Annotated in this window: 23 protein-coding genes and 1 riboswitch; of the genes, 7 read left to right on the top strand and 16 right to left on the bottom strand. The window is 67.7% G+C overall.

What is annotated here, in order from left to right; translation table 11 throughout:
• Window positions 1-258 precede the first annotated feature (258 nt).
• The 6 genes from AC1RQG_RS26975 to AC1RQG_RS26950 all read left to right on the top strand — a co-directional run bounded on the left by AC1RQG_RS26975 (window position 259) and on the right by AC1RQG_RS26950 (window position 7,326).
• The gene (locus AC1RQG_RS26975; RefSeq protein ID WP_493136342.1) at window positions 259-1,974 is read left to right on the top strand and encodes a lactate permease LctP family transporter; all 1,716 of its coding nucleotides are present in this window, start codon (window positions 259-261) and stop codon (window positions 1,972-1,974) included.
• A gap of 79 nt (window positions 1,975-2,053) precedes the next feature.
• Window positions 2,054-2,941: a LysR substrate-binding domain-containing protein gene (locus tag AC1RQG_RS26970; RefSeq protein WP_493136340.1), complete on the top strand. Its 888-nt coding sequence runs from the start codon at window positions 2,054-2,056 to the stop codon at window positions 2,939-2,941.
• A 90-nt stretch (window positions 2,942-3,031) separates the two neighbouring features.
• Window positions 3,032-4,513 carry an FAD-linked oxidase C-terminal domain-containing protein gene (locus AC1RQG_RS26965; protein ID WP_493136338.1) on the top strand — a complete coding sequence of 494 codons (1,482 nt, stop codon included), beginning with the start codon at window positions 3,032-3,034 and terminating at the stop codon, window positions 4,511-4,513.
• 5 nt (window positions 4,514-4,518) lie between these two features.
• Window positions 4,519-5,589, top strand: a complete 1,071-nt coding sequence (gene glcE / locus AC1RQG_RS26960; RefSeq protein WP_493136336.1) for a glycolate oxidase subunit GlcE — start codon at window positions 4,519-4,521, stop codon at window positions 5,587-5,589.
• Between the two features lie 2 nt (window positions 5,590-5,591).
• Complete coding sequence (glcF, locus tag AC1RQG_RS26955) at window positions 5,592-6,824, top strand: glycolate oxidase subunit GlcF (protein ID WP_493136334.1); 1,233 nt, start codon at window positions 5,592-5,594, stop codon at window positions 6,822-6,824.
• 25 nt (window positions 6,825-6,849) lie between these two features.
• Window positions 6,850-7,326 carry a cache domain-containing protein gene (locus AC1RQG_RS26950; protein ID WP_493136332.1) on the top strand — a complete coding sequence of 159 codons (477 nt, stop codon included), beginning with the start codon at window positions 6,850-6,852 and terminating at the stop codon, window positions 7,324-7,326.
• A gap of 4 nt (window positions 7,327-7,330) precedes the next feature.
• Here AC1RQG_RS26950 and AC1RQG_RS26945 read toward each other — a convergent pair whose 3' ends face one another.
• A complete protein-coding gene (locus AC1RQG_RS26945) occupies window positions 7,331-8,740 on the bottom strand; it encodes a DHA2 family efflux MFS transporter permease subunit (RefSeq protein ID WP_493136330.1) in 1,410 nt (469 codons plus the stop codon).
• A gap of 169 nt (window positions 8,741-8,909) precedes the next feature.
• Between AC1RQG_RS26945 and AC1RQG_RS26940 the strand changes: the two genes are divergently transcribed.
• Window positions 8,910-10,646: an alkaline phosphatase D family protein gene (locus AC1RQG_RS26940; RefSeq protein WP_493136328.1), complete on the top strand. Its 1,737-nt coding sequence runs from the start codon at window positions 8,910-8,912 to the stop codon at window positions 10,644-10,646.
• On the opposite strand, the gene bluB is transcribed toward AC1RQG_RS26940, so the two are convergent.
• The 15 genes from bluB to cobT all read right to left on the bottom strand — a co-directional run bounded on the left by bluB (window position 10,643) and on the right by cobT (window position 25,351).
• Complete coding sequence (bluB, locus tag AC1RQG_RS26935) at window positions 10,643-11,296, bottom strand: 5,6-dimethylbenzimidazole synthase (RefSeq protein ID WP_493136326.1); 654 nt, start codon at window positions 11,294-11,296, stop codon at window positions 10,643-10,645. The genes AC1RQG_RS26940 and bluB overlap by 4 nt on opposite strands.
• On the bottom strand, window positions 11,293-12,759 hold the full coding sequence (locus AC1RQG_RS26930; protein ID WP_493136343.1) for a cobyric acid synthase: 1,467 nt from the start codon (window positions 12,757-12,759) through the stop codon (window positions 11,293-11,295). Before AC1RQG_RS26930 ends, bluB begins: the two co-directional genes overlap by 4 nt.
• 11 nt (window positions 12,760-12,770) lie before the next feature.
• The gene (locus tag AC1RQG_RS26925; RefSeq protein WP_493136324.1) at window positions 12,771-13,568 is read right to left on the bottom strand and encodes an ABC transporter substrate-binding protein; all 798 of its coding nucleotides are present in this window, start codon (window positions 13,566-13,568) and stop codon (window positions 12,771-12,773) included.
• The gene (locus AC1RQG_RS26920) at window positions 13,565-14,440 is read right to left on the bottom strand and encodes a cobalamin-binding protein (RefSeq protein WP_493136323.1); all 876 of its coding nucleotides are present in this window, start codon (window positions 14,438-14,440) and stop codon (window positions 13,565-13,567) included. The genes AC1RQG_RS26925 and AC1RQG_RS26920 overlap by 4 nt, the downstream gene beginning before the upstream one ends.
• On the bottom strand, window positions 14,437-15,423 hold the full coding sequence (gene cobD, locus AC1RQG_RS26915; protein ID WP_493136321.1) for a threonine-phosphate decarboxylase CobD: 987 nt from the start codon (window positions 15,421-15,423) through the stop codon (window positions 14,437-14,439). Before cobD ends, AC1RQG_RS26920 begins: the two co-directional genes overlap by 4 nt.
• Window positions 15,416-16,369 carry an adenosylcobinamide-phosphate synthase CbiB gene (gene cbiB, locus AC1RQG_RS26910; protein ID WP_493136319.1) on the bottom strand — a complete coding sequence of 318 codons (954 nt, stop codon included), beginning with the start codon at window positions 16,367-16,369 and terminating at the stop codon, window positions 15,416-15,418. The genes cobD and cbiB overlap by 8 nt, the downstream gene beginning before the upstream one ends.
• Window positions 16,363-16,920 carry a bifunctional adenosylcobinamide kinase/adenosylcobinamide-phosphate guanylyltransferase gene (cobU, locus tag AC1RQG_RS26905; protein WP_493136317.1) on the bottom strand — a complete coding sequence of 186 codons (558 nt, stop codon included), beginning with the start codon at window positions 16,918-16,920 and terminating at the stop codon, window positions 16,363-16,365. Before cobU ends, cbiB begins: the two co-directional genes overlap by 7 nt.
• Window positions 16,917-18,224 carry a cobyrinic acid a,c-diamide synthase CobB gene (locus AC1RQG_RS26900; protein WP_493136315.1) on the bottom strand — a complete coding sequence of 436 codons (1,308 nt, stop codon included), beginning with the start codon at window positions 18,222-18,224 and terminating at the stop codon, window positions 16,917-16,919. Before AC1RQG_RS26900 ends, cobU begins: the two co-directional genes overlap by 4 nt.
• Window positions 18,224-18,841, bottom strand: coding sequence for a cob(I)yrinic acid a,c-diamide adenosyltransferase (gene cobO / locus AC1RQG_RS26895; protein ID WP_493136313.1), 618 nt, complete (start codon window positions 18,839-18,841; stop codon window positions 18,224-18,226). The genes AC1RQG_RS26900 and cobO overlap by 1 nt, the downstream gene beginning before the upstream one ends.
• Entirely contained in the window at window positions 18,838-19,611 is a 774-nt protein-coding gene (locus AC1RQG_RS26890) for an ABC transporter ATP-binding protein (RefSeq protein WP_493136311.1), read from the bottom strand. Before AC1RQG_RS26890 ends, cobO begins: the two co-directional genes overlap by 4 nt.
• Window position 19,612: 1 nt before the next feature.
• Window positions 19,613-20,635: a FecCD family ABC transporter permease gene (locus AC1RQG_RS26885; RefSeq protein WP_493136309.1), complete on the bottom strand. Its 1,023-nt coding sequence runs from the start codon at window positions 20,633-20,635 to the stop codon at window positions 19,613-19,615.
• A gap of 74 nt (window positions 20,636-20,709) precedes the next feature.
• On the bottom strand, window positions 20,710-22,578 hold the full coding sequence (locus tag AC1RQG_RS26880) for a TonB-dependent receptor plug domain-containing protein (protein ID WP_493136307.1): 1,869 nt from the start codon (window positions 22,576-22,578) through the stop codon (window positions 20,710-20,712).
• 131 nt (window positions 22,579-22,709) lie between these two features.
• A riboswitch (cobalamin riboswitch) is annotated at window positions 22,710-22,930 on the bottom strand.
• A gap of 42 nt (window positions 22,931-22,972) precedes the next feature.
• Window positions 22,973-23,515 (bottom strand): histidine phosphatase family protein, encoded by a 543-nt coding sequence (locus AC1RQG_RS26875; RefSeq protein WP_493136305.1) that lies wholly within the window; start codon window positions 23,513-23,515, stop codon window positions 22,973-22,975.
• On the bottom strand, window positions 23,515-24,294 hold the full coding sequence (locus AC1RQG_RS26870; RefSeq protein ID WP_493136303.1) for an adenosylcobinamide-GDP ribazoletransferase: 780 nt from the start codon (window positions 24,292-24,294) through the stop codon (window positions 23,515-23,517). The genes AC1RQG_RS26875 and AC1RQG_RS26870 overlap by 1 nt, the downstream gene beginning before the upstream one ends.
• 22 nt (window positions 24,295-24,316) lie before the next feature.
• Window positions 24,317-25,351 carry a nicotinate-nucleotide--dimethylbenzimidazole phosphoribosyltransferase gene (gene cobT / locus AC1RQG_RS26865; protein ID WP_493136301.1) on the bottom strand — a complete coding sequence of 345 codons (1,035 nt, stop codon included), beginning with the start codon at window positions 25,349-25,351 and terminating at the stop codon, window positions 24,317-24,319.
• Between the last annotated feature and the right edge of the window lie 202 nt (window positions 25,352-25,553).

Genomic DNA, 25,553 nt, shown 5'->3' with positions numbered 1-25,553 from the left:
AACTCTGCGCCGATGATAGTGCTGCAACCAGTGTGAAAGTAGGTTATCGTCAAGCTAGTTATATGAGAAAACCCCGCTGACTTAACGTTGGCGGGGTTTTTTTTCGTCCCTGTCCTCCTCCTCCTTCGCTGTTGCTGGGCCCGGTGAAAACTTTTCACTTCAGCGGTCAATTCATTTCAACTTCCTACGACGGTGCAAGCGGCCGCCCGCGACTTACACTTCCTCCAGTTTAAAAAAATCCAAACCGGAGGAGATGACATGCAAGCTTGGAACCAGATTTACACGCCGTTGGGCAGCCTGGGGCTATCCGCCCTGGCCGCCGCGATTCCCATCATTTTCTTTTTCCTTGCGCTGGCAGTCTGGCGCATCAAAGGCCACGTAGCGGCGACCATCACGCTCGCGCTGTCGCTGGCCGTCGCCATCTTCGCTTATGGCATGCCGGTGCCGCAGGCGCTGGCCGCCGCCGGTTTCGGTTTCGCCTACGGTCTGTGGCCGATCGCCTGGATCATCGTCACCGCCGTGTTCCTCTACAAGGTGGTGGACCAGACGGGCCAGCTCGACATCATCCGCGCCTCCATCCTGTCGATCACCGATGACCAGCGCCTGCAGATGCTGCTGATCGGTTTCGCCTTCGGCGCCTTCCTGGAAGGGGCGGCCGGCTTTGGCGCGCCTGTGGCGATCACCTCGGCGCTGCTGGTCGGCCTGGGTTTCAATCCCCTGTATGCGGCGGGCCTGTGCCTGATCGCCAACACGGCGCCGGTGGCGTTCGGCGCAATGGGCATCCCCATCATCGTGGCCGGCCAGGTGACGGGCATCGAAGCCATGCATATCGGCGCGATGGCGGGCCGCCAGCTGCCGCTACTGTCGCTGGCCGTGCCATTCTGGCTGGTGTTCATGATGGACGGTAAGCGCGGCATCAAGGAAGTATGGCCCGCAGCGTTGGTGGCCGGCGGCAGCTTCGCCGTGACCCAGTACGTGACGTCGAACTACATCGGACCTGAACTGCCGGACATCACCTCGGCCCTGGTCAGCCTGGTGTCGCTGACCGCACTGCTCAAGGTATGGCAGCCAGCCGGCGCCAAGGCCGGCGCGCGCAGCACGATCTCGATGGGCGGCGGCACGGCGGCCATGGCCACCTTTGGCGGTTTCCCTGCCGCAGGCACGGCGCCGGTCGGCGGCCGCACCAAGTCGCCCTACACGACGGCGCAGACGATCCGCGCCTGGGCGCCGTTCGGCATCCTGACCGCCATCGTGACGGTGTGGAGCCTGCCCCAGTTCAAGGCCCTGTTCGGTCCCAAGGGCGCGCTGGCCGGCTCCGTGCTGAAGTTCCACGTGCCGTTCCTGGACCAGATGGTGATGAAGACCGCGCCGATCGTCGCAACGCCCAAGGCTTATGAGGCCTTGTACAAACTGGACCTGCTGTCGGCGGTCGGCACCGCCATCCTGCTGACGGCGTTCATCTCGATGCTGCTGCTGCGCATGAAGCCCAGCGACGGCGCCCGCGCCTTCCGCGCCACCGTGGTCGAGCTGCGCCGCCCCATCCTGTCGATCGGCCTGGTGCTGGCGTTCGCGTTCGTCGCCAACTACTCGGGCATGTCGTCCACCCTGGCGCTGGTGTTGGCCGGCACCGGCGGCGCCTTCCCGTTCTTCTCGCCGTTCCTCGGCTGGCTGGGCGTGTTCCTGACAGGCTCCGATACCTCGTCCAACGCGCTGTTCTGCTCCTTGCAGAATACAACCGCCCACCAGATCAATGTGTCCGACACGCTGCTGGTGGCGGCCAACACGACCGGCGGTGTGACTGGCAAGATGATTTCGCCGCAGTCGATCGCCGTCGCCTGTGCCGCCACCGGGCTGGTGGGGCGTGAGTCCGAGTTATTCCGCTTCACGCTCAAACACAGCCTGCTATTTGCGGCCATCGTTGGTATCATGACTGTGTTGCAGGCTTATGTGTTCACAGGGATGATTCCGCACTAAGTCTCCCCGTGGCCCTCGCAACGCCCGTCCTTCGCAGGACGGGCGTTGTCGCGTTTAATGTACCAGCGGTGAGATCACCATGCCCCGTCGTTTCCCTCCTGTCCATGCCCTGTCCGCGTTTGAAGCGGCGGCCCGCGCCGGCTCCTTCGCGGAAGCGGCCAACACGCTTTGCATCACGCCATCCGCGCTGTCGCACCGCATCCGGCTGCTCGAGGATTTCGTCGGCGAACGGCTGTTCATCCGCGATGGCCGGGCCGCCACGCTGAGCCCCTTCGGCCGCAGCTATCTGGACGTGGTGTGCCAGGCCTTGCGCACGCTGACCGACTTCCCGCTGCCGCACAAGACCTTGCCCGCCCAGCAGCGCGTGAAGATCACGGTGCCGCCCACCTTCGCGCGCTACCTGCTGATGCCCAAGCTGGCCAGTTTCACGCAGGCCCATCCCGACATCGTGGTCGAGGTGTTCCTGTCCGTGCCGCTGTACGACCTGTGCCTGAACGAGTCGGATCTGGAGGTGCGCTTCGGCGCGGGCAAATACCCGGACATGGTCACCACCAAGCTGTTCGAGGAACCCGCCTTCCCCGTGGCCACTCCCGCCTATCTGGAGCGTATCGGCGGCATCGCCACCCCGGCCGACCTGGCCAAGGCCACGCTGCTGCGCTCGGCGCTGGAAATGTGGCAACCGTGGTTCAAGGAGGCGGGCCTGGACTGGCCGGAGCCGACCACCGCGTTGCGCGTGGACGACCTGGGCCTGCTGCTGGAGGCGGTGCGCCACGGCCACGGTGTGGGTCTCACGCGACAGCATTTCGCGCACCAGATGATCGCCAGCGGCGAAGTGGTGGAGCTGTTCGACATCCGCCTGGCGTCGCCGCCGCACGCCTACTACATCGTGTACGAGCAGAGTCCGCGCCTGCGGCCGGAAGTGACGCTGTTCATCGACTGGTTGATGGCGACCTACGCCGGCACATGAAAATAGTTAAGCTCTGCGGTTAATTCTTTTCACCGCAGTGCCCCCGCTGCTATCGCTACACTGGACGGCATTCACATCGTGAGGCCATCCATGAACGCGCCGTCCCCCGACATTCCATTCACCGCTGAACGCCAGCGCGCCGTCGTGGCCGCGTTGCGCGCCGCGCTTCCCGCGCACTGCGTGCTGTACAACGAAGAAGATACCCGACCCTACGAGTGCGACGGCCTGACGGCCTATCGCCAGCTGCCCATGGTGGTGGCGCTGCCCGAGACGGAGGCGCAGGTGGTCGCCGTGTTGCGGGCCTGCCGCGACCTGCAGGTGCCGATCGTGCCGCGCGGCGCGGGCACCGGCCTGTCCGGCGGCGCCATGCCGATCGCCGATGGCATCGTGCTGTCGACGGCCAAGATGAACCGCATCGTCGCCGTCGACGCCAACGCCCGCACGGCCGTGGTGCAGCCCGGCGTGCGCAACCTGGCCATCTCGGACGCCGCCGCGCAGCACGGCCTGTACTACGCGCCCGATCCGTCGTCGCAGATCGCCTGCACCATCGCCGGCAACGTGGCCGAGAATTCCGGCGGCGTGCACTGCCTGAAATACGGCCTGACGGTGCACAACGTGATGCGCGTGCGCATGGTCGGCATCGACGGCGAGATCGTCGAACTGGGCGGCGGCGCGCTGGACGCGCCCGGCCTGGACCTGCTGGCCGTGTTCATCGGCTCGGAAGGCATGCTGGGCGTGGTGACGGAAGTGACGGTCAAGCTGATCCCCAAGCCGCCCGTGGCGCGCGTGATCATGGCGTCGTTCGATGACGTGGTGCGTGGCGCGGACGCGGTGGCCAGCGTGATCGCGGCCGGCATCATCCCGGCCGGGCTGGAGATGATGGACCGCACCAGCGCGCGCATGGTGGAGCCGTTCTGCAAGGCCGGCTACGACACGGACGCCGCAGCCATCCTGCTGTGCGAATCGGACGGCCTGGCCGAGGAGGTGGAGGAGGAAATCGGCCGCATGAGCGCGGTGCTCAAGCAGTCCGGCGCCACCGCCATCGCCGTGTCGCAGAACGAGGCCGAACGCGTGCGCTTCTGGTCCGGCCGCAAGAACGCGTTCCCGGCGGCGGGCCGCATCTCGCCCGACTACTACTGCATGGACGGCACCATTCCGCGCAAGCGGCTGGCCGAAGTGCTGCTCGGGATCGCGGCCATGGAAAGCAAATACGACCTGCGTTGTTCCAACGTGTTCCATGCCGGCGACGGCAACCTGCACCCGCTGATCCTGTTCGATGCGAACCTGCCCGGCCAGTTCCACCGCGCCGAGCAGTTCGGCGAGGAGATCCTCGCGTTGTGCGTGGAAGTGGGCGGCACCATCACGGGCGAGCATGGCGTGGGCATCGAAAAGATCGACTCCATGTGCGCCCAATTCTCCGTGCAGGAAGTGGCGGCCTTCATCGGCGTCAAGCGCGCGTTCGACACGGCCTTCCTGCTCAATCCCAACAAAGCCATCCCCACGTTGGACCGCTGCGCCGCCTACGGCAAGCGCCAGACCCGGGGCGGCCTGTTCAAGTTCGTCAAAGGATGACCGGCATGCAATCGCAACTGACCCAATTCCGCGAGCGCATCGCCGCCGCCACCGCCACGCGTACGCCGCTGCGCCTGCGCGGCGGCGGCAGCAAGGACTGGTATGGCGAGAGCCCGCGCGGCGAGCTGCTCGACACCAGCCCCTACACCGGCATCGTCGCCTATGAACCGACCGAGCTGGTGATCACGGCCCGCTGCGGCACGCCGCTGCGCGAGATCGAGGCGGCGCTGGCCCATCAGAACCAGATGCTGGCGTTCGAGCCGCCGCACTTCGGCCCCGGCGCCACCGTCGGCGGCATGGTCGCCAGCGGCCTGTCCGGGCCGCGCCGCGCGACCGTGGGCGCGTTGCGCGACTTCGTGCTGGGCGTGGTGCTGATGGATGGCCACGGCGAGGCGCTGCGCTTCGGCGGCCAGGTGATGAAGAACGTGGCCGGCTACGACGTCTCGCGCCTGCTGGCCGGCTCGCTCGGCACGCTGGGCCTGATCCTGGACGTGTCGCTCAAGGTCCTGCCGCGCCCCGTGGCGGAAACGACGGTGCGGCTGCCAATGACGCAGCAGCAGGCGCTGGACAATTTGAACCGCTGGGGCGGCAAGCCTTTGCCACTGTCGGCCAGCGCATGGCATGACGACGTCCTCGCCGTGCGCCTGTCGGGCGCGCAGGCGGCCGTGACGGCCGCATTGCGCCAGATCGGCGGCGTGGTGATGGACGCGGCCGAGGCGGACGCCTATTGGCAGGGTCTGCGCGAACAGACCGGCGCCTTTTTCACCGGGGAGCAGGCGACGCCGTTGTGGCGTTTGTCCGTGCCGTCCGTCGCGCCGGCCTGCCCGCACGCCGGCGCCCAGCTGATCGAATGGGGCGGCGCCCAGCGCTGGCTGCGTTCGAATGCCGATGCGGCCAGCGTGCGCGCGCTGGCGCAGGAACTGGGCGGCCACGCCACGCTGTACCGCGGCGGTGCGCGCGACGGCGGCGTGTTCCATCCGCTGGCGCCGGCCGTCCATGCCATCCACCGCAATCTCAAGCACACCTTCGACCCGGCGGGTATTTTCAACCCCGGCCGCATGTACCAGGATCTGTAGCCATGCAAACCAATCTCGCAGCCCAATTTCTCAACACGCCGGACGGCGACGAAGCCGAAGCGATCCTGCGCCAGTGCGTGCACTGCGGCTTTTGCACGGCCACTTGTCCCACCTATCAACTGCTGGGCGATGAGCTGGACGGACCGCGCGGCCGCATCTACCTGATCAAGCAGGTGCTGGAAGGCGCCCCGGCCACGGTCAAGACCCAGTCGCACCTGGACCGCTGCCTCACTTGCCGCAATTGCGAAACCACCTGCCCGTCCGGCGTGCATTACAGCCGCCTGCTCGACATCGGCCGCAAGGTGGTGGATCAGCAGGTGGCGCGGCCGGCGGGCCAGCGCTTCGCCCGCACGCTGCTCAAGGAAACCCTGCCGCGTCAATGGTTATTCAAGCCCGCCATGAAGACCGGCCAGCTGCTGCGCCCCTTGCTGCCGCAAGCGTTGCGCGACAAGGTGCCCCATGCGCACCCGGCCGGTGCCTGGCCCAGCGCGCCGCAGGCGCGGCGCATGCTGCTGCTCGATGGCTGCGTGCAGCCGGCCATGGCCCCCAACATCAACAGCGCCACCGCGCGCGTGCTGGCCGCCGTGGGCGTGGCGCTGGTGGTGGCGCCGCGCGCCGGCTGCTGCGGCGCGATCCGCTACCACCTGGACGACCAGGACGGCGGCCTCGATGACATGCGCCGCAATATCGACGCGTGGTGGCCGGAGGTGGAGGCGGGCGTGGAAGCCATCCTCATGACGGCATCGGGCTGCGGCGCGACGGTCAAGGAATACGGCCACCTGCTGCGCAACGACCCGGCCTATGCCGCGAAGGCCGAGCGCGTGTCGGCGCTGGCCAAGGATGTGAGCGAAGTGGTGTGCGAGTTCGAGGAGGCGCTGGCATCGCGCATCCGTGGCAAGCTGGCGCAGCCCGTCGCCTACCATCCACCCTGCACGCTGCAGCACGCGCAGAAGATCCGGGGCAAGGTGGAAGGCCTGCTGCGGGCGATCGGCGTGGACGTGCGGCTGTGCGCCGACAGCCACCTGTGCTGCGGCTCGGCCGGCACCTATTCCGTGCTGCAGCCGGAGCTGTCGTACCAACTGCGCGACAGGAAGGTGGCCAATCTGGAAGCGACCGGCGCGGCGCGCATCGTATCGGCTAATATTGGTTGCCAGACCCACATCCAGTCCGGGACCGCGCTGCCGGTCGGGCACTGGATCGAACTGGTCGACCAGTTGCTGGCGCAGGCAACATAGATAAAACCATCACAAGGAGACGAGTATGAAAACCCTGTTGAGAATCCTGGCGGTGCTGGCCGCGGCGCTGCTGATGCAGGCCGGCGCGCTGGCCGCCAACACCGGCAACGGCGCCGACGAGGCGGTGGCGCTGGTCAAGCGCGCCGTCGCCTACATCAAGGCCAACGGCACGGAAAAAGCCTATGCGGAATTCAGCAACCCCAAAGGCCAGTTCGTCGAGGGCGACCTGTACATCTTCGTGTACGACCTCAACGGCGTCAGCCTGGCCATCGGCAATGGCAACGCGGCGCGCATGGTGGGCAAGAACCTGATGGACATGCGCGACGCGGAGGGCAATTACCTGATCAAGGGGCTGGTCAACGTGGCCAAGACCAAGGGCCAGGGCTGGTTCGATTACAAATGGCCCAACCCGGTCAGCAAGGCCGTCGAGCAGAAATCCAGCTATGTCGAACGTCTGAACGATACGCTGGTCGGCTGCGGCATCTACAAGCCCATGAAATAAGGCGCTAGGCGGCGCCCTTGCTCATGCTGTCGCCGTCGCCCTTGCGCAGGGTCCAGAAGGTGAGCGACGACAGGACGGTCAGCACGGCCAGCGTGAGGAAGGCGTGGTGCAGGGCGGACGTGAGCGCCGCCCGGTTGGTCTGCGGCAGGCCGCCCAGGTACCAGCCCGTCACCAGCGAGCCGCAGGCCAGGCCGAAGCTCATCGACAGCTGCTGCAAGGAGCTGGCGATGGTGCTGGCCATGCTGGTGTCGCGCCCTTCCACGTCGGCGTAGGCGATGCTGTTCATGCTGGAGAACTGCAGCGAGTTGAAGAAGCCCAGGCACAGGCCGATGGCCACGATGGCGTACATCGGCGTGCCGGCCCTCACCAGCGAGTACAGGCTGATGGTGAGCCCAATCAGCACCGTGTTGACCACCAACACTTGGCGGTAGCCGAAGGTCGACAGCAGCCGCACCGAGATGAATTTCATGCCCATGGCCGCGGCGGCGGCCGGCATCATCAGCAAGCCAGATTGCCAGGCCGGCAGGCCCAGGCCCAGCTGGTACAACAGCGGTAGCAGGAATGGCATGCCGCCCATGCCCAGCCGCGTGATGAAACCACCGGCCACCGACACCCGGAACGTGCGTATGCGCAGTAACTTCAGCCGCAGCAGCGGGTGCGGCGCATCCTTCGCATGCCACACGTAGGCGCCCAGCAGGCTGGCCGCCAGCAGGAACAGGACGCCGGTCGACGTCGCGTCTATCCGGTGTTCGCCGAAGATCTCCAGCAGCCACGAAAGCAGCGCGATGCCGGTGCCGAACAGTACCAGCCCGATCAGATCGAGCGGCCGTTCCTGTTCGCCGTGGTAGTCCGGCATGTAGCGCAGGGCCAGCGCGATGGCCGCCACCCCCACCGGCACGTTGACGAAGAAGATCTCGCGCCACGACAGCCAGTGCACGATCAAACCGCCCACGGTGGGGCCCAGCAAAGGCCCGATCAGGGCCGGCACGATCACGAAGTTCATCGCCCGCAGCAGTTCGGACTTGGGGAAGGTGCGGATGATGGTGATGCGCCCGACCGGCATCATCATGGCCGCGCCAAAGCCCTGCAGCAGCCGCGCCGCCACCAGCATGGGCGAATTGACGGCCAGCCCGCACAGGATGGAGGCGACGGTGAAGATGGCCACGGCCGTGGTGAACACGCGCCGCGTGCCGAAGCGGTCGGCCATCCAGCCGCTGACGGGGATGGAGACGGCCAGGCTGAGGATGTAGCTGGTGACGACGGCCTTCAGGCTCAGTGGCGTCACTTGCAGGCTGGCGGCCATGCTGGGCACGGCCGTGTTGACGATGGTCGAATCCAGCTGCTCCATGAACAGGGCGGTGGCTACCACCCAGGGCAGATAGCGTTTGGCAGCGGAACTAGTCGTCTCGGTCATGGTGCCTGTTTTTGCCTGTCGATGGGTGCATGATGCGATGGGGCGATTGTCACACAATTGGCTGTTTCGTGTCGGTTGCGCGACAGGATGCGTTATTCCGTCCGCCCGTCACAAGGCCGTCACGAATGGCGCGTAAGTTGCGTCTCATCGACACGGGCACGGGGGCGCGATGGACGGCAAGGCATTGTTTCCACCAGCGGCGGCGGCAACGGGACGCCGCCACTTCATGCGGCAGGCGTGTTCCACCGCCCTGCTGGGGGCGGGCGGGCTGGCGCTGGCCAGTTGCGGGAGCACCGGCGGCGGCCCGGCCACGCATGTGGCCACCAGCTTCTTGCATGGCGTGGCCAGCGGCGATCCGCTCACCGACCGCGTGATCTTGTGGACGCGGGTGACGCCGCATGGGCAGGCGGGCGATATCGCCGTGCGCTGGTGGGTAGCCACCGATCCGGCCATGCAGTCCGTGGTGGCGGCCGGCACGGCGATCACCAGTGCCGCCCTCGATTTCACGGTCAAGGTGGATGCGGCGGGTCTGTTGCCGGGGCACGCGTACTATTACCAGTTCGCGGCCGACACGGTGAAGTCGCCCGTGGGCCGCACCCGGACGCTGCCGCGCGCGGACGTGCGCCAGGTGCGGCTGGCCGTGTTCTCGTGCGCGAACTACCCGGCCGGCTACTTCAACGTCTATGCCGACGCGGCGCGGCGCGACGATATCGACGCGGCGCTGCACATCGGCGACTACATCTACGAGTACGAAAGCGATGGCTATGCCTGCGACCGCGCGGAGGAACTGGGCCGCGTGTCCGAGCCGCGCGAACTGCTGCTGCAACTGGACGACTACCGGCGCCGCTACGCCCAATACCGCACCGATCCGGACCTGCAGGCGCTGCACGCGAGCGTGCCGTTCATCGCCGTGTGGGACGACCATGAATTCGCCGACGACACGTGGCGCGACGGTTCGGCCGACCACGTGAGCTCGCGCCAGGGGCCGTTCTCGCTGCGCAAGGCGGCCGCCATGACCGCTTACCACGAATGGATGCCGATCCGGGCGCCCGATCCGGCCACGCCGGAGAAGATCTACCGTTCCTTCGATTTCGGCAGCGTGCTGTCGCTGCACATGCTCGACACGCGCCTGATCGGCCGCGACCAGCAGCTGGTGCTGGCCTCCTATTACGACGAACAACGCCGCTTCGACGCTGAAAAGTACCGGCATGACCTGTGCTCTCCGCACCGCACGATGATGGGAGCCGGGCAGATGGCGTGGCTGGAGTCGCAGGTGGCCGCCTCGCAGGCGCGCTGGCAGGTGCTGGGGCAGCAGGTGCTGATGGCGCGCATGGAATATCCAACGGTCGTCGCCATGGGCGAATGCAACTGCACGGACTTCGCGGCCCTCAAGCGGCGCGCCGCCTGCGATCCGGCCAGCGTGGGCGAACGGGAACGGCGCTGGCTGGCGGCACCTTCCCTGCCGTGCTACCTCGATTCGTGGGATGGCTACCAGAACGACCGCGAACTGGTGTTCGCCATGATGCAGCGCCACCGCAAGAACATGGTGGTGCTGGCCGGCGACTCGCACAACGCCTGGGCCAGCGACCTGCACGATGCGCAGGGAAGGCAGGTGGGCGTGGAGTTCGCCACCGCGTCCGTCTCGTCGCCGGGCATGGAGGGCGCGTATCCGGAACGCGATCCGGACGACGTGGCGGCCATGATGGTGGACCTGATCGCACCCCTGTACTACGCCCAGACCAGCAAGCGCGGTTACATGGTGGTGACGGCGTCGCATGAACAGGTGCGCTGCGACTGGCGCTTTGTCGACACCGTGTTCGACCGGCGCTACACGGCGGCCACCGAGCGCAGCCTGCGCACGTTGCCGGGGCCGGGCAATCGCAGGCTGGAGGAGTGTGCCGGCTAGCCTGCGCTGTTGCCCCAGCTATCCTCGAACATCACGTCGGCCAGCGGCCGGCGCGTGTCCCACCGTTCCAGTTCCAGCATGGGGGCGCGGTAGAACTCGGGCACCTGGCCCACGCACAGCACGGCGATCGGCTGGCTGCCCTCGGGCATGGCGCACAGTTCGCGCAGGCGCTGCGGATCGAACATCGATACCCAGCCCACGCCGATGCCTTCCGCGCGCGCGGCCAGCCAGAAGTTCTGCAGCGCGCAGGAGGCGGACGCCAGATCCATCTCCGGCATGGTGCGGCGGCCGAACACGAAGTTGTCGCGCTTGTCCATCAGGCCCACCACCAGCACTTCGGCGCAGGTGAGTATGCCTTCCACCTTGAGCTGCATGAATTCCTCGGCGCGCTTGCCCAGCGCCTGCGCGGTGAGGATGCGTTCCTCGTTCACGTGGCCGTGGATTTGGGCGCGCAGCGCCGCGCTGGCGATGCGGATGAAGCGCCACGGCTGCATCAGCCCCACGCTGGGGCCGGCGTGGGCGGCGGCGATGAAGCGTTCCAGCTGGCCCGGTTCGAGCGGGCCGGGACTGAAGTGGCGGATGTCGCGCCGTTCGCGGATGGCGCGGTAGACGCCGGCGATCTCGGCGTCGTCAAAAGCGTGCGGATTCATGCGGTCTCCTGGCTCTTGTGCAGCGCGAGCAACGCGTCCAGCAGCGGGCGGCTGGCCTCGGCGATGCGATCAAGGCTGGCTTCGCGCAACTGCGCCGTGTCCACCGTGGCGGTCGAATGCAGCCCGGCCCAGCGCAGCAGCGCGCTGCAGGCCTGCGGCGTGTCGAACAGGCCATGCAGGTAGGTGCCCAGCACCTGGCCATCTTCCGAGCGTGCGCCTTCGGGGCGGCCGTTGATGCTGAACGCGGGGCGGCCCAGCGCGGCGCCGGTGGAGACGCCCATGTGGATTTCGTAGCCGCCCACGGGCCCGCCCTCGTCGTCGAACGCGCAGACGCCCAGCACCTGCACCAGCCGCTTCTCCGGCGTCATTTCCGTCTCCATGTCGAGCAGGCCGAGCGCGGGCGAGGCGCCGGGTGTGCCTTCGATGCCTTGCGGGTCGCCTACGCTGCGTCCCAGCATCTGAAAACCGCCGCAGATGCCGATCACCTTGCCGCCGTAGCGCAAATGGCGGGCAATGGCGGCCGGCCAGCCTTGCGCGTGCAGCCACGCCAGATCGGCCCGCGTGTTCTTGCTGCCGGGGAGGATCACCAGATCGGCCGGCGGGATCGCCTCGCCTTGCCGCACGAAGCGCAGGTCGACGTCGGGGTGGGCGCGCAGGGCGTCGAAGTCGGTGTGGTTGCTCATGCGCGGCAGGCTGGGAACCACCACGCGGAACGCGCCGCGCGAGGCTTGCACCGGCTGCACGGCGTCCTCGGCGTCCAGGAACAGGCCGTGCAGGTAGGGCAGCACAGCCAGCACCGGCTTGCCGGTCTGTTGTTCCAGCCATTCGAGGCCAGGTTCCAGCAACGAGATGTCGCCCCGGAAGCGGTTGATGACAAAGCCGACGATGCGCCGGCGTTCGCTGTCGGACAGGCAGGACAGCGTGCCGACGATGTGCGCGAACACGCCGCCACGGTCGATGTCGGCCACCAGGATCACCGGGCAGTCGACGGCTTCGGCGAAGCCCATGTTGGCGATGTCGCGGTCGCGCAGGTTGATTTCGGCCGGACTGCCGGCGCCCTCCACCACCACCGCCTCGTATTGCGCGGACAGGCGCTGGTGCGAGGCCAGCACCGCCTCCATGGCGATGGTTTTGTACTGGTGGTAGTTGCGCGCGTTCATGTCGGCCCGCACCTGGCCATGGATGATGACCTGGGCGCCCGTGTCGCTGGAAGGCTTGAGCAGCACCGGGTTCATGTCCGTGTGCGGCGCGAGGCCGGCGGCGATGGCTTGCAGCGCCTGGGCGCGGCCGATTTCGCCGCCATCGGACGTGACGGCGCTGTTGAGCGCCATGTTCTGCGGCTTGAACGGGGCAACCCGCACGCCACGCTGCTTGAGCAGGCGGCACAGGGCGGCCACCACCGTGCTTTTGCCGGCGTCGGACGTGGTGCCTTGCACCATCAGGGTGGGGAAGGGGAAGCGCATGCGGGGGATGTTCATGCCTGCGACTCCTGCCAGCGCGCGACCATGTCGCTGATCTGGCGCAGGCCTTCTGTGATGGCCGACGGGCCGGGCGAGAGGATGTCGGGCGATTTGATCTCGAACACCATGCCGTCGCGCACGGCGGGAACCGTGTCCCAGCCTGCGCGGCTGCGCAGCGACTCGGGCTGGAACTTCTTGCCGCACCAGGAGCCGATGATGATGTCCGGCGCGCGCCGCGCCACGTCCATCGGGTCGGCGATGATGCGCTCCTTCGCGCTCTGGTGGACCGATAGCTCGGGGAATGCGTCTTCGCCGCCGGCGATGCCGATCAGCTCCGCCGCCCAGCCGATGCCGCTCATCAGCGGATCGTTCCATTCCTCGAAGTAGATCACGGGGCGGCGCGTCCATTGCGCGGCGCGGGCGCGGGCCGTGTCCACGCACGCCTGCAACTGCGCCACCAGCTCCCGGCCTGCCTGCTCGCGTTGCACCAGCGCGGCCAGCACGGACACCATGCCCAGGATGCCGGCCACGCTGCGCTGGTTGAACAGGTGGACCTCCACGCCGGCCTGCGCCAGGTCGCGGCAGATGTCGGCCTGCAGGTTGGAAAAGCCGATCGCCAGATCCGGTTGCACGGCGAGGATGCGTTCCAGCTTGGACGACGAGAAGCCGCTGATCTTGACCTTCTCCTCGCGCGCGCGCGGCGGGCGCACGGTGAAGCCGGAGATGCCGGCGATGGTCTGCTCCGCGCCCAGTGCGTACAGGGTTTCCACCGACTCGGTGGAGAGGCAGGCGATGCGTTGGTAATGGCTCATGGTTTCGTCCTGTGCTGGCGCGCCAGCTCGAGTTTTTCGCATAAGGCGGCGGTGCCGGCGATCATGCGGGGGCCGGCGCGGTTGAGTAGCTCGCCGTTCAGCGTGAACAGGTTGCCGTTGCGGACCGCTTTCATGGTGGTGTAGGGCCGCCACAGATTGACGCCGCCGTAATTCTTTTCGGCCGTGCCGAAGATCGCTTCCGGGTCCTCCTGCAGCACCGCTTCCACGCTGACGGTGGGCGCGGTCGTCTTCAGCTTGCCGAAGATGTTCTCGCCGCCGCACAGGCGCATGCTGTCGCTGACGATGTGGACGCCGTTGAGCGTGTACAGCGGCTTATCCCATACCTGGTAGAACATGCGTACCGGCGGCCGTCCCGCGTATCTGGCCTTCAGCGCGTCGAGCTGCTGGCGCAGGTCGGCCGCCGCCGGCTGGGCCACGGCTTCCGTTCCCATCAACTGACCCAGGCGCAGCACACTGTCGGGGATGGCGTCCAGCGTGTGCGGCTCGCTGTGGAACATGGGGATGCCCAACTGGCGCAGCGCGTCGATCTGGCGCGGCGTGCTGCCATGCAGCCAGACCACCAGCAGGTCTGGTTTCATGGCGATGATGCGCTCCAGGTCCACTTCGCGGTTGTCGCCCACGCGCGGGATGGCCTTGGCCGCCGCCGGGTAGTCGCTGTAGCTGACGGTGCCGATGATGCGGTCGCCGCCGCCGGCCGCGAACAGCAGTTCGGTCGCGTGCGGCGCCAGCGACATGATGCGGCGGGCCGGTTGCTGCACCGTCACCGGCGCGCCATCGTCGTCGCGCACGGTGATGGCGGCGCCGGCCTGGCAGGCGTACAGCACGCCGAACAGGGTGGGAAGAATTTTCATGATTGGATGGCTTTCCATTCGAATAACGCATGATCGAGCCGGCGCCAGCCCCCTTCGTCCGGTGGCAGGCCAAGGCGGATGCCGCGCGCCGCTTGGCGGAACAGGCGCACCCAGATGCCGCGTTCGGCCATGTGCTGCCAGAAGCGTTCCGCGTCCGGTTCCGCCCACCATTGGAACAGGGCGCTGCCGCTGGTGTGGGTGCCGTGGGTGGCTAACAGCTGGTGCAGGCGTTCGCCCTCCGCGCACAGGCGCGCGCGCATGGCGTCCTGCCACGGCTGGTCGTTCAACGCGGCCAGCGCGACTTGTTGGGCAGGGCCGCTGATGGTCCACGGGCCGAGCAGGTCGGCCAGTTGGGCCAGCAGCGCCGGCTGGGCCGCCACGAAGCCGAGCCGGATGCCGGCCAGGCCAAAGAATTTGCCGACGGAGCGCAGCACGATCAAACCGGGTCGGCCGGTGTGCGCGCAGATGCTGGCGCTGGTGGCCGTGTCGCCGAAGGCCTCGTCCACCACCAGCCAGCCGCCGCGTTCGGCCAGCGCATCGGCCCAGCGCAGCAGCTGTTGCGGCGCCACCGTGGCGCCGGTCGGGTTGTTCGGGTTGCAGACCACCAGCACGTCGCAATCATCGGCCGCGCCATCCAGTTCCGCGTATTCCACTTGCCGCAGCGTGTGGCCGTGGCCGGACCAGTGGTGCGCGTGCTCGGCGTAGGACGGTGCAGCCACCACCACCCGCGACGGCGCACGCAATCGGGGCAGGGCCTGGATCGCGGCTTGGGTGCCGGCCACGGGCAGCATCAGCGGCGCACCGTAGTAAGCGGCGGCTGCTGCCGCCAGCGCGGGATCGGCTTCCGGCAGGCGATGCCACGCGTTGGCCGCCACCTTGGGCGCGGGATAGTGGTGCGGGTTGATGCCGGTCGAGAGATCGAGCCAGTCGTGCGGGCCGAAATGTTGCGCCGCGTCGCGCAGGTTGCCGCCGTGTTCAAGCATGCCAGTGGCCTTTCAGGGTGACGATGAGGGCAACGGCGGCGGTGCATGCCAGCCATAGCCAAGTGGTGCGGGCCACCAGCCGCCAGGCGCGCGCGATGTCGTGCGCGCCGGCCGGCTGGCCGCTGCCCAGTGGTGGCCGCTGTTCGATTTCGCCGTCGTAGGTGGCCGGGCCGCCCAGCGCCAGACCCAACGCGCCCGCGCCGCTGGACATGACCGGGCCCGCATTGGGGCTGCTCCATGCCGGGGCCTGTGCGCGCCAGCAGCGCCAGGCGCGGCGCCTGTCTTCCATGGTGGACGCTAGCAGCACGTAGGACAGGGCGGTGAGCCGGGCCGGCAGGTAGTTCAGCGCGTCGTCGATGCGGGCGGCGGCGCGGCCGAAGCGCAGCAGGCGCGCCGTGCGGTAGCCCCACATGGCGTCCAGCGTGTTGGCCAGCCTGAACATGACGGCCCCGGGACCACCCGCCACGATGAACCAGAACAGGGTGCCGAACACGGCGTCGTTGCCGTTTTCCAGCAGCGATTCGGCGCTGGCCTTGGCCAGATCGGCCGCGCTGGCGCTGGCGGTATCGCGGCTGACGATGTGGGCCGTGAGCCGGCGCGCCGTATCGAGGTCGCCGCGCTGCAGCGCTCCGGCGATGGGCAGGTTGTGGTCGCGCAGGCTGCGCAGACCGATGCAGAAATACAGCAGCAGCGCATCCACGGCGGGGCCGCCGGCCATGCACAGCAGCGTGGCCGCCAGCACGGGCGGCGCCACGGCCAGCAACCATGCCAGCAGGCCGCGCCAGAACCGCAACCGGCCGTGATTGAGTTTGCGTTCCAGCGCGTAGGCCAGATTGCCGAAGCCGACCAGCGGATGCCAGCGCCGGGCCTCGCCCAGCAGCAGGTCCAGCAGCACGCCGGCCGCCAACAGCACGGCGATGGCGGGCAGGCTCAGTCCCGTCAGCACGGCGCGCCCTTGAGGTACAGCGGCAGGCCGGCGGCCACGAACACGGCGCGGTCGCACACGGCTGCCACGGCCTGATTCAGGCGGCCCGCTTCGTCCATGAAGCAGCGTGAGATGGCGCCCATGGGGATGATGCCCATGCCGACCTCGTTCGATACGAGCAGCACGTCGCCCGCGCAGCCGGCCAGCGTTTGCAGCAGCGCCGTGCGCTCCGCGTGGAAGCGAGGCGGCAGCATGAATTCTGTCTGCCCGGGCGCGGCGTCGCCGGCGCTGAACAGCAGGTTCGACAGCCACAGCGTGAGGCAGTCCACCAGCACCACGCGCTGCGGCGCGCACCAGCGCGACAGTGCATCGGCCAATGCCAGTGGTTCCTCCACCGTGGTCCAGCGGGCGTCGCGCTGGCTGCGGTGATGGGCGATGCGGCTCGCCATTTCGCCGTCGCCGGCCTGCGCCGTGGCGATGTAGACCAGTTCCTTGCCGCTGGCGATCGCCAGTTTTTCGGCAAAGCCGCTTTTGCCGGAGCGCGCGCCGCCCAGCACCAGGGTGCGCGTCATACCGCGTCCCTTTTCAGGAACAGCGCGGCGGTGGCTGCGGGGCAGGAGGCAAAATAGGCGTGGAAGTAGGAGGCAGTCAGTGAGCCAGTGCGGTACACGGCTTCGCCCTGCGCGTCGGATGGATGCTTGATCGTGTACGCGATGGGCGCAAGGTCCGTGTGCAGTTGCGAGTAGTGGAAGGTGTGGCCGCGCAGCAGGCCGTGGGGCGTGATGATGCCCTGCGAACCCAGCCCCGCGAGCCGCGTTTGCATGCGCACGGCGCCCGGCAGCAGGCCGGCCATCGGCCACTCGTCGCCCTGCGGGGCGGTCAGCGTTTCGGCCAGCGCCATCATGCCGCCGCATTCGGCCACGATGGGCACGCCGGCCGCATGGGCGGCACGGATCGCGTCGCGCCAGCGGTGCGCTTGCGAGAGCGCCTGCGCATGCAGTTCCGGGTAGCCGCCGGGCAGGTAGACGGCGTCCGCATCGGCCGGCACGGGTTCGTCGGCCAGCGGGGAGAAGTAGCGCAGTGTGGCGCCCAGCTTTTCGAGCGTGTCGAGATTGGCCGGGTAGAGGAACATGAAGGCGGCGTCGCGCGCGATGGCCACGGTCTTCCCGGCCAGCAGCGGCGCCTGTGGAGCTGGCGCTGGCGGGATGTCGATGTGGACCGGCGGCAGGCGCTCCCACGCCGCCTCGTCGAACGTGAGCCCGTCGGCCAACTGGTCGAGCAGCGCGTCGACGCCGCCCACCTCGTCCGGCAGCACCAGGCCGAGGTGACGTTCCGGCAGCGATTTTTCCTGGCGCGCCAGGGTGCCGAACAGCGGAATGTCGCGCAGCGAGGCGGCGATCATGGCGGCGTGGCCGGGGCTGGCGACGCGGTTGGCGATCACGCCGGCCATGTCGACCGGGCCATAGTCGCGCAGGCCGTGCACCAGCGCGCCGGCTGTCTGCGCCATGGCCGATGCATCGATCACGGCCATCACCGGCACCTTGAATGTGCGCGCCAGATCGGCGCTCGATGGTGTGCCGTCGTACAGTCCCATCACGCCTTCGATCAGGATCACGTCCGCTTCGGCGGCCGCTTGCGCCAGCTGGGCGCGGCACAGGTCCGCGCCCACCATCCACAGGTCCAGCGAGCGCACCGGCGCGCCGCTGGCCCGTTCCAGCAGCATGGGGTCGATGAAGTCGGGGCCGCACTTGAACACGCGCACGCGCTTACCCATGCGGACCAGCTTGCGCGCCAGCGCGGCGGTGGTGCTGGTCTTGCCCTGCCCGGAGGCGACGGCCGCCACCAGCACGGCTTGCACTGCGATCTGGCGTTCCATCACCACTCCGTGCCTTCCTGCGCGCCGATGCCGGCCTTGAACGCATGTTTGACCTCGCCCATCTCCGTGACCGTGTCGGCGATGGCGATCAGCTCCGGCGGCGCGCCGCGCCCGGTGATGACGACGTGCTGCATGGTGGGGCGCTCCAGCAGGTCGCCGATCACGGTGTCGACGTCGAGATAGCGGTACTTGAGCGCGATGTTCAGTTCATCGAACAGCACCAGGCCGATGCCGGGATCGGACAGGAACGCCCTGGCCTGCTCCCATGCCGCTTTTGCCTTGACGATGTCGCGCTCGCGGTCCTGGGTTTCCCACGTATAGCCTTCGCCCATGGCGTGGAAGCTCACCTCGTCGGGGAAACGGCGCAGGAATTTTTCCTCGCCGGTGGACATGGCGCCCTTGATGAACTGGACGATGCCCACTTTCATGCCGTGGCCCATGGCGCGGATGGCCATGCCGAAGCCGCTCGAACTCTTGCCCTTGCCGTTGCCGGTGTTGACGATGATGATGCCGATCTGTTTGTCGGCGGAGGCGATCTTGGCGTCGATGATCGCCTTCTTGCGCTCCATGCGCAGTCGGTGGCGCTGGTTGATGTCGTCGGTGTTCGCTTCGCTCATGCGTGGTCCTCGGTGGGGATGAAAATGCTGCGCTGGCCGTGTTGTATCGTTTCGATCGGGTGGCCCAGGTAGTCGCTCAGGATGGGCGCCTGCATCACGTCGGCGACGGGGCCGGCGCGCCAGCGGCCGTCGCCCATCAGCAGCAGCGCGTGGGTGGAGACGCTGTGCGCCAGGTTCAGGTCGTGACCTATCATCACCACCGTCTTGTTCTGCTGGCGGCACAGGCGCGCCAGCAACCGCATCACGCTGACCTGGTGCGCCAGGTCGAGCGCGTTGGCCGGTTCGTCCAGCAGCAGCAGCGGCGTATCCTGGGCCAGCATGGCGGCGATGGCCACGCGCTGGCGCTCGCCGCCGGACAAGGTGCGCACGTCGCGCGCGGCCAGCTCGGACACCTCCATCGCCGCCAGCGCGTCGAGCGCCAGCTTGTGGTCGTCGCTGCCTTCCCAGTAGCGGTTGCCATGGTAGGGGTGGCGCGCGGCCAGCACGGTTTCGAGCGCCGTGTAGGCGAAGGCGTCGTTGCGGGCCTGGGCCAGGAAGGCGCGGGTGCGCGCCAGTTCTTCCAGCGGCCAGTCCGGCAGGGCGCGCTGGTCGATGCTGACCGTGCCCGCGTCGGGCTGGAGCAAGCCGGCCAGGGTGCGCAGCAGCGTGCTTTTGCCGGCGCCGTTGCGGCCGATCACGCTCCAGCACTGGCCGTCCTCGACGTGCCACGTCAACTGGTCGATCAGCGTGCGCGCGCCGGCGCGCAGGGTGAGTTGTTGGGTGTGGATCATGTTATTTGCGCAAGCGGTGCAGTTGATACAGGAAGATGGGCGCGCCCACCAGCGACGTGACCACGCCCACCGGCAGCTGCTGCGGCGCCAGCACGGTGCGCGCCAGCGTGTCGGCCAGCACCAGGAAGCTGCCGCCGGCCAGCGCCGCGGCGGGGACCAGCACGCGATGGTCCGGGCCGAAAGCGAAGCGGCAGGCATGCGGCACGATCAGGCCGACAAAGCCGATGCTGCCGGCGCTGGTCACGGCGCTGGCTGTGAGCAGGCCGGAACAGAAGAACAATCCCTTGCGCAGGGCGCCCACCCGGATGCCGAGCGTGGCGGCCGCTTCGGCGTGCAGCGCCATCACGTTCATGGCGCGCGCGCTGCGCAGCGCGAACCACAGGCCCGCCGCCAGCACCACCCACGGCATCGCGCGTTGCGGCGCGCCGGCCAGGTCGCCGATCAGCCAGAACACCATGCTGCGCAAGCGGCTTTCGGGTGCGATCGACAGCATGAGGGTGACGAAGGCCATGCAGACCGAAGCCAGGATGACGCCCGTGAGCAGCAGCAGGGCGGTGCCGCCTTCGGCCGCCGTGCCGCCGCGCAGGTCGCGCCGGGCCAGGAAGTACAACATCAGGGAAACGGTGACGGCGCCCCCGAAGGCGGCGGCGTCGATCACCCACGTGGCGCACATGAACAGCAGGGCGGCCAGCGCACCCACCGAGGCGCCGCCGGAAATGCCCAGTACGTAGGGATCGGCCAGCGGATTGCGCAACAGCGCTTGCATCATCACGCCCGCCAGTGACAGCGCGGCGCCGGTCACGAAAGCCGTGGTGGCCCTGCCGCCCCGCAGTTCCAGCAGCGTGGCGGCCAGCGAGTCGGCGCGGCCATGCAGCAGCGCGTCGATGGCGCCCGGCAGGTCCGACAGCGGGATCGCCACCGATCCCATCATGCTGGCGAACAGCAGGCTGGCGAGTGCGCACAGTAGCAGCGCGGCGATGATTACGCTGGTGCGCTGGCGCAGGTTGTGGAGGGGAGCATGCATGGACTGCCTTTGTTCAGTGGGTGCCGTCGCCGGACGGGGAGCTTTGCCCGGCAGGTTACACCAATTTCTTTGCCTTATTTGTAGCCGTAGCGCAGCCCGGCAAACAGGTTGGAGCCGGACGTGCTGTAGAAGCGCGCCAGCGCGTACTCCTTGTTGGCGACGTTATTCCAGCGCAGCAGCGCCGACCAGTCGTGCGTGATCTGCCACGTCGCGTACAGGTTCACCAGCCCATAGCCGCCCAGCCGGTTCTTGTTGGCCGCGTCGTCGTAGCGGGCGCCGGACAGCGTCAGTTCCACGCCGCCTTTGACCGGACCGGTGGTGTAGTCGAGCGCCAGGTTGGCGTGGCGCTGCGCGCGCCGCGCCAGGCGCTTTCCAGTGGTTTCGTCCTTCGGGTCCTGCAGGTCGAGCGTGGCGGCCAGTTCGAGGTCGCCCAGCTTACGGCCCGCTTCCACGGTCAGGCCTTCCAGCAGCGCGTGGTTGACGTTGTACGCGCAGCTGTAGCTCTTGGGCGTGGTGTTGTAGGGGCAGGGTGTGACGCTGACGATCAGGTCGGTCAGGCGGTTATGGTAGTAGCGGGCGGCCAGCGTGGTGGCGCCATCGTCGTAGTTCAGGCCTGCTTCAACGTTGCGGCCCAGCTCAGGCTTGTTGGTCAGCAGGCCGTAGCCGGGGTAGTACAACTCGTTGTAGGTCGGCGCGCGGAAGCTGGTGCCCACGCTGGCGCTGGCGCGCAGCTGGCCGCTGAAGTTGTAGCCGTAGCCGAGGGCGCCGGTGGTCTTGCCGCCATACGCGGAATTGTCGCGGCGGATGCCGGCGTTGAACAGCTGCGCGCCGCGCTTCGCGTTGTAGGACGCGGCGTAGGCATTGGTGCTGCGGTCGCGGTTCAGTGTCGTCACGCTGGTCGAGCTGACCGATTCCTCGCGATGGTCGTACAGCAGTTGCAGAATGTCGGCGCCGAGCTGGATATCGTTCTGCCACGTGAAGTCGGTTTGCCTGGTGTTGAGCTGGGCGCGGTCCTTGGGCAGGTCGCTGGTGAAGTTGCCCGACTCGTCGCGCGCTTGCGCGTACTGCAACAGGCTGGTCCAACCCGGCAGCAGTTGATTGCGGCTGTAGACGGCGGCGTTCTCCAGCTTTTGCAGGCTGCGCGTGTCGTAGCTGGACGGGCCGCTGTCGTATTGGGCGTCCAGTTTGCTGTGCATGAACAGCGCGCCGATCTCGTGGCCGTGGGCCAGGCGCAGGCTGATATGGCCGGCCGCGCTTTCCTTGTCGTAGCCGTCCTTGTCCGGATTGTAGGAGTAGTTGCCGGGGACGGTGGACGAGAAGCCGTCCGACTTTTCCTTGCCGGCGCTGAGCGCGTAGCTGACGCTGTGCGCACCGCCAGTGGTGCCGGACACTTGGGCGTCGGCCGTGCGGGTATTGTCGCTGCCGTAGCCGACGGCGGCCGTCAGTGCGGGCGCGCCCTGGCCTTGTTTGGTGAAAATCTGGATCACGCCGCCGATGGCGTCGGCGCCATACATGGTGCTGAGCGGGCCGTACACGACTTCGATGTGGTCGATGGCCGTCAGTGGGATGGCGCTCCAGTTGGCCGCGCCCGTGGTGGACGATCCGATGCGCACGCCGTCCACCAACACGATGTTCTGGTTGCTGTTGGCCCCACGGATAAACACGCTGGCGCTGGTGCCCGGCCCACCGTTGCGTGCCACTTCGATGCCGCGCTGGCGTTGCAGCAGTTCGATCACGGAACCGGCGCCCGATTGCGCGATCTGTGCCGAGTCGATCGTCAGGGTGTCGCTCAGGATGTCGGCTGCGGGTTGCGGTGTGCGCGCGGCGGTGATGAAGACGGCGCTGGCGGCCAGATCGTTCTGGCTGTCGGCGAAGACAGCGGGTGTGGCGAAAGCGAGCGCGATCGCAGCCGCGAGCGCGCGGCGGGAAACAGGAAAAGTCATGGCAAATCTTCTGTAAAAGAGCAACCGGCCGACGTCCCCGTAGGCCAGATTGAACAGAAGCGGTGAACTGGAACAGCGCATGGCAGCCCGCCGTGGCAGGCATGGTCCGTGTCGCGCAACTCCCCGTTCGCACACTTCCACCTGCTTTGGCCGGTATCCGGGCTGGCAAGTGGCGCCGCCTCACCTTCCCATGCCTAAGCACAGTGGTTGTTCGAGGCGGTTCGTCGCAGGTTGCGCGACACTTGCTTACCGTTGCGGGGGCAGCACACGTTGGCCGTCTGGACGGCTTCGTGTTTCCCGTTTAACTGCACGTCTGGACAGACATGCGGGCACCAAAACGCAGCCATTATACGGCCTGCGCGCATGACGGCAAGCGCGGCTTGCGATCCGCCTGTCAGTCCGACAGGACGATGCGCTCGCCGTAGGCGATGCGGTGGGGCGTGCTGGCGGCGCGCAGGGCCATGTCGGCGGGCGCCAGGCCGGCATGGCGGGCCATCAGCAGGCGGATGGTGCCGGCGTGGCAGATGACGATGGCGTTGGATGGCGCGTTGGCGCGCAAAGCGTCGTGGAAGGCGGCCACGCGCGTGGCCATTTGCAGCACGCTCTCGCCGCCGCCGGGGTGGTATTGGGCCGGGGCGGCGGCCCATGCGTCGATTTCCGCGCGTGGAATGTCGTCCCAGCGCTGCATCTCCCATGCGCCGAAGTGCATTTCGGCCAGGCGGGCGTCGAAAATGGGGGGACTGGTGGCGAGCTGCCTTGCCAGTTCGGCGCAGCGCCGCAATGGGCTGGCGTACAGATGCGCGCCTGCCGGTAGCGCGCCCGCCAGCGCGGCGACGACCTGGTCGATCTGTTCCTGCGCGACCGGCAGGTCGGTGCTGCCGTAGCAAACGCCGGCGGCGACCAGCGGTTGCGGGTGGCGTATCAGCGTGAGGCGCATCAGTGCCAGGCGCCGTGTCCCAGGCTGGCCAGCAGGCACAGGTAGATCGCCACTTCGGATACCTGCTGCACAGCGCCCAGGCAATCGCCCGTGTAGCCGCCGATGCGGCTCACGCATTTCTGCGCCAGCCAGTATGCGGCGGCGGAGGCGGCGAGCACGCTGGCCGCGAGCGCCGGCCAGGACAGCCAGCCGTACACGCCGCAGACGGCTGCTGGCAGCAGGGCGCAGGTGGCCGCGATGAGGAATTCGGCGTTGCTCATTTTTTGCGCCAGCGGTTTCGCCTTGCCTTCGTCGCGCGCGTAGTCGAGGCGCCAGATCAGCGCGGTCGATGTGAGACGCGACAGCGGATGGGCGACGAACAGCGCGGCGATGGCCACGGCCGATGGCAGCAAGGACAAGGTCACGCATTTGAGCGCGAGCATGCAGACGATGCCGATGGCGCCATACGCGCCGATGCGCGAATCCTTCATGATCTCCAGCACGCGCTGGCCGGTCAGGCCGCCGCCGAAGCCGTCGCACATGTCCGCAAAGCCGTCCTCGTGGAAGGCGCCGGTGGCGTAGATGGTGGCGGCGGTCGCCAGCACGGCGGCGACCGGCGCCGGAAACAGCAACGCCGCCAGCGCGTAGGTGGCGGCGGCGATGGCGGCCACCACCACGCCCACCAGTGGGAAGTAGCGCGATGCGTGGTTCAGCCATGCGGCCTCGAATCCCACCCAGCGCGGAATCGGCAGCCGGGTAAAGAACTGCAGCGCGGTGAAGAACAGGCGGATCTGGTGCATGGCTGGTCCCTGTTCCGCGACGCTATTCCGACTTCTCGCTGACCTGTGCCGACTCGAACGTCGCCATCTGGTTCAGGAAGTTGACTGCCGCGTGCAGCAACGGCAAGGCCAGCGCGCAGCCGGTGCCCTCGCCCAGGCGCAGGTTCAGTTGCAGCAGGGGGCGGGCGCCCAAGTTGTCCAGCATCTTCTTGTGGCCGCTCTCGTCGGAGCAGTGGGAGAACACGCAGTAGTCGAGGATGGCGGGTTGCAGGCGCGCCGCCACCAGCAGGGCACTGGTCACGATGAAGCCATCGATCAGCAGCACCATGCGGCGTTCGGCCGCTTTCAGCATGGCGCCGGCCATCATGGCGATTTCCAGTCCGCCGAAGGTAGCCAGAACGTCCAGCGGTTCGGTCGCCGATGCGTGCAGGGCGACGGCCGCCTCGATTACGCGCTGCTTGTGCGAGATGCCGTCGGCCGACAAGCCCGTGCCGGCACCCACGCACTGGGCGACCGGGATGCCGGTCAGCTTGTGCATCAGCGCGGCGGCGGCGGTCGTGTTGCCGATGCCCATTTCGCCGAAGCCGATTACGTTGCCATCCAGCTCAGCGACCAGCGCCATGCCGGCGGCGATCGCAGCGGCGCAGGTGTCGGCGCTCATCGCCGGCTGGTGGGCGAAGTTGTGGGTGCCATGGACCAGCTTGCGGTCGATGAGACCGTGGCGGGGCCCGAAGTCGTGATTCACGCCCGCGTCAATGATGTGCAATGCGCAGCCGTTCTGCCGGGCGAACACGTTGATGGCGGCGCCGCGCGCGAGGAAGTTCTCCACCATTTGCCAGGTGACGTCCTGCGGATAGGCGGATACGCCTTCGGCGACGACACCGTGATCGGCTGCGAACACGAGGATGGCAGGCTTTTCCAGCGCGATCTCGCGCGTGCATTGAATCAATCCAATCTGCTTGGCCATTGTCTCCAGCATGCCCAGGCTGCCCGGCGGCTTGGTCTTGTTATTGATGGCGTTATCGAGCAGCGCGGCGAGAGCGTCGTTGTGGGTAGGGGTGATAGCTGGGATGGACATAATCAATGTGCAATGGCTGGTTTTGATCGGCATTACGATAGCACACAGAATTATTTCAAAAACCGCCTTGCCAGCCTGAGGGGCGATTTGCTATAGTTCGCCTCCCGCAAAACGGCGCATGTAAATGCGAGTTGAGCGGGGCGAAAACGAGGGGTTGACGAGCTGCACGAAACACCGCATAATCTCATCTCTCTGCTGACGA

The sequence above is a fragment of the Rugamonas sp. GW822-FHT03B10 genome, from assembly GCF_058801745.1.
The sequence above is the reverse complement of the archived record's forward strand: the minus strand, read 5'-3'. Positions and strand labels throughout refer to the sequence as shown.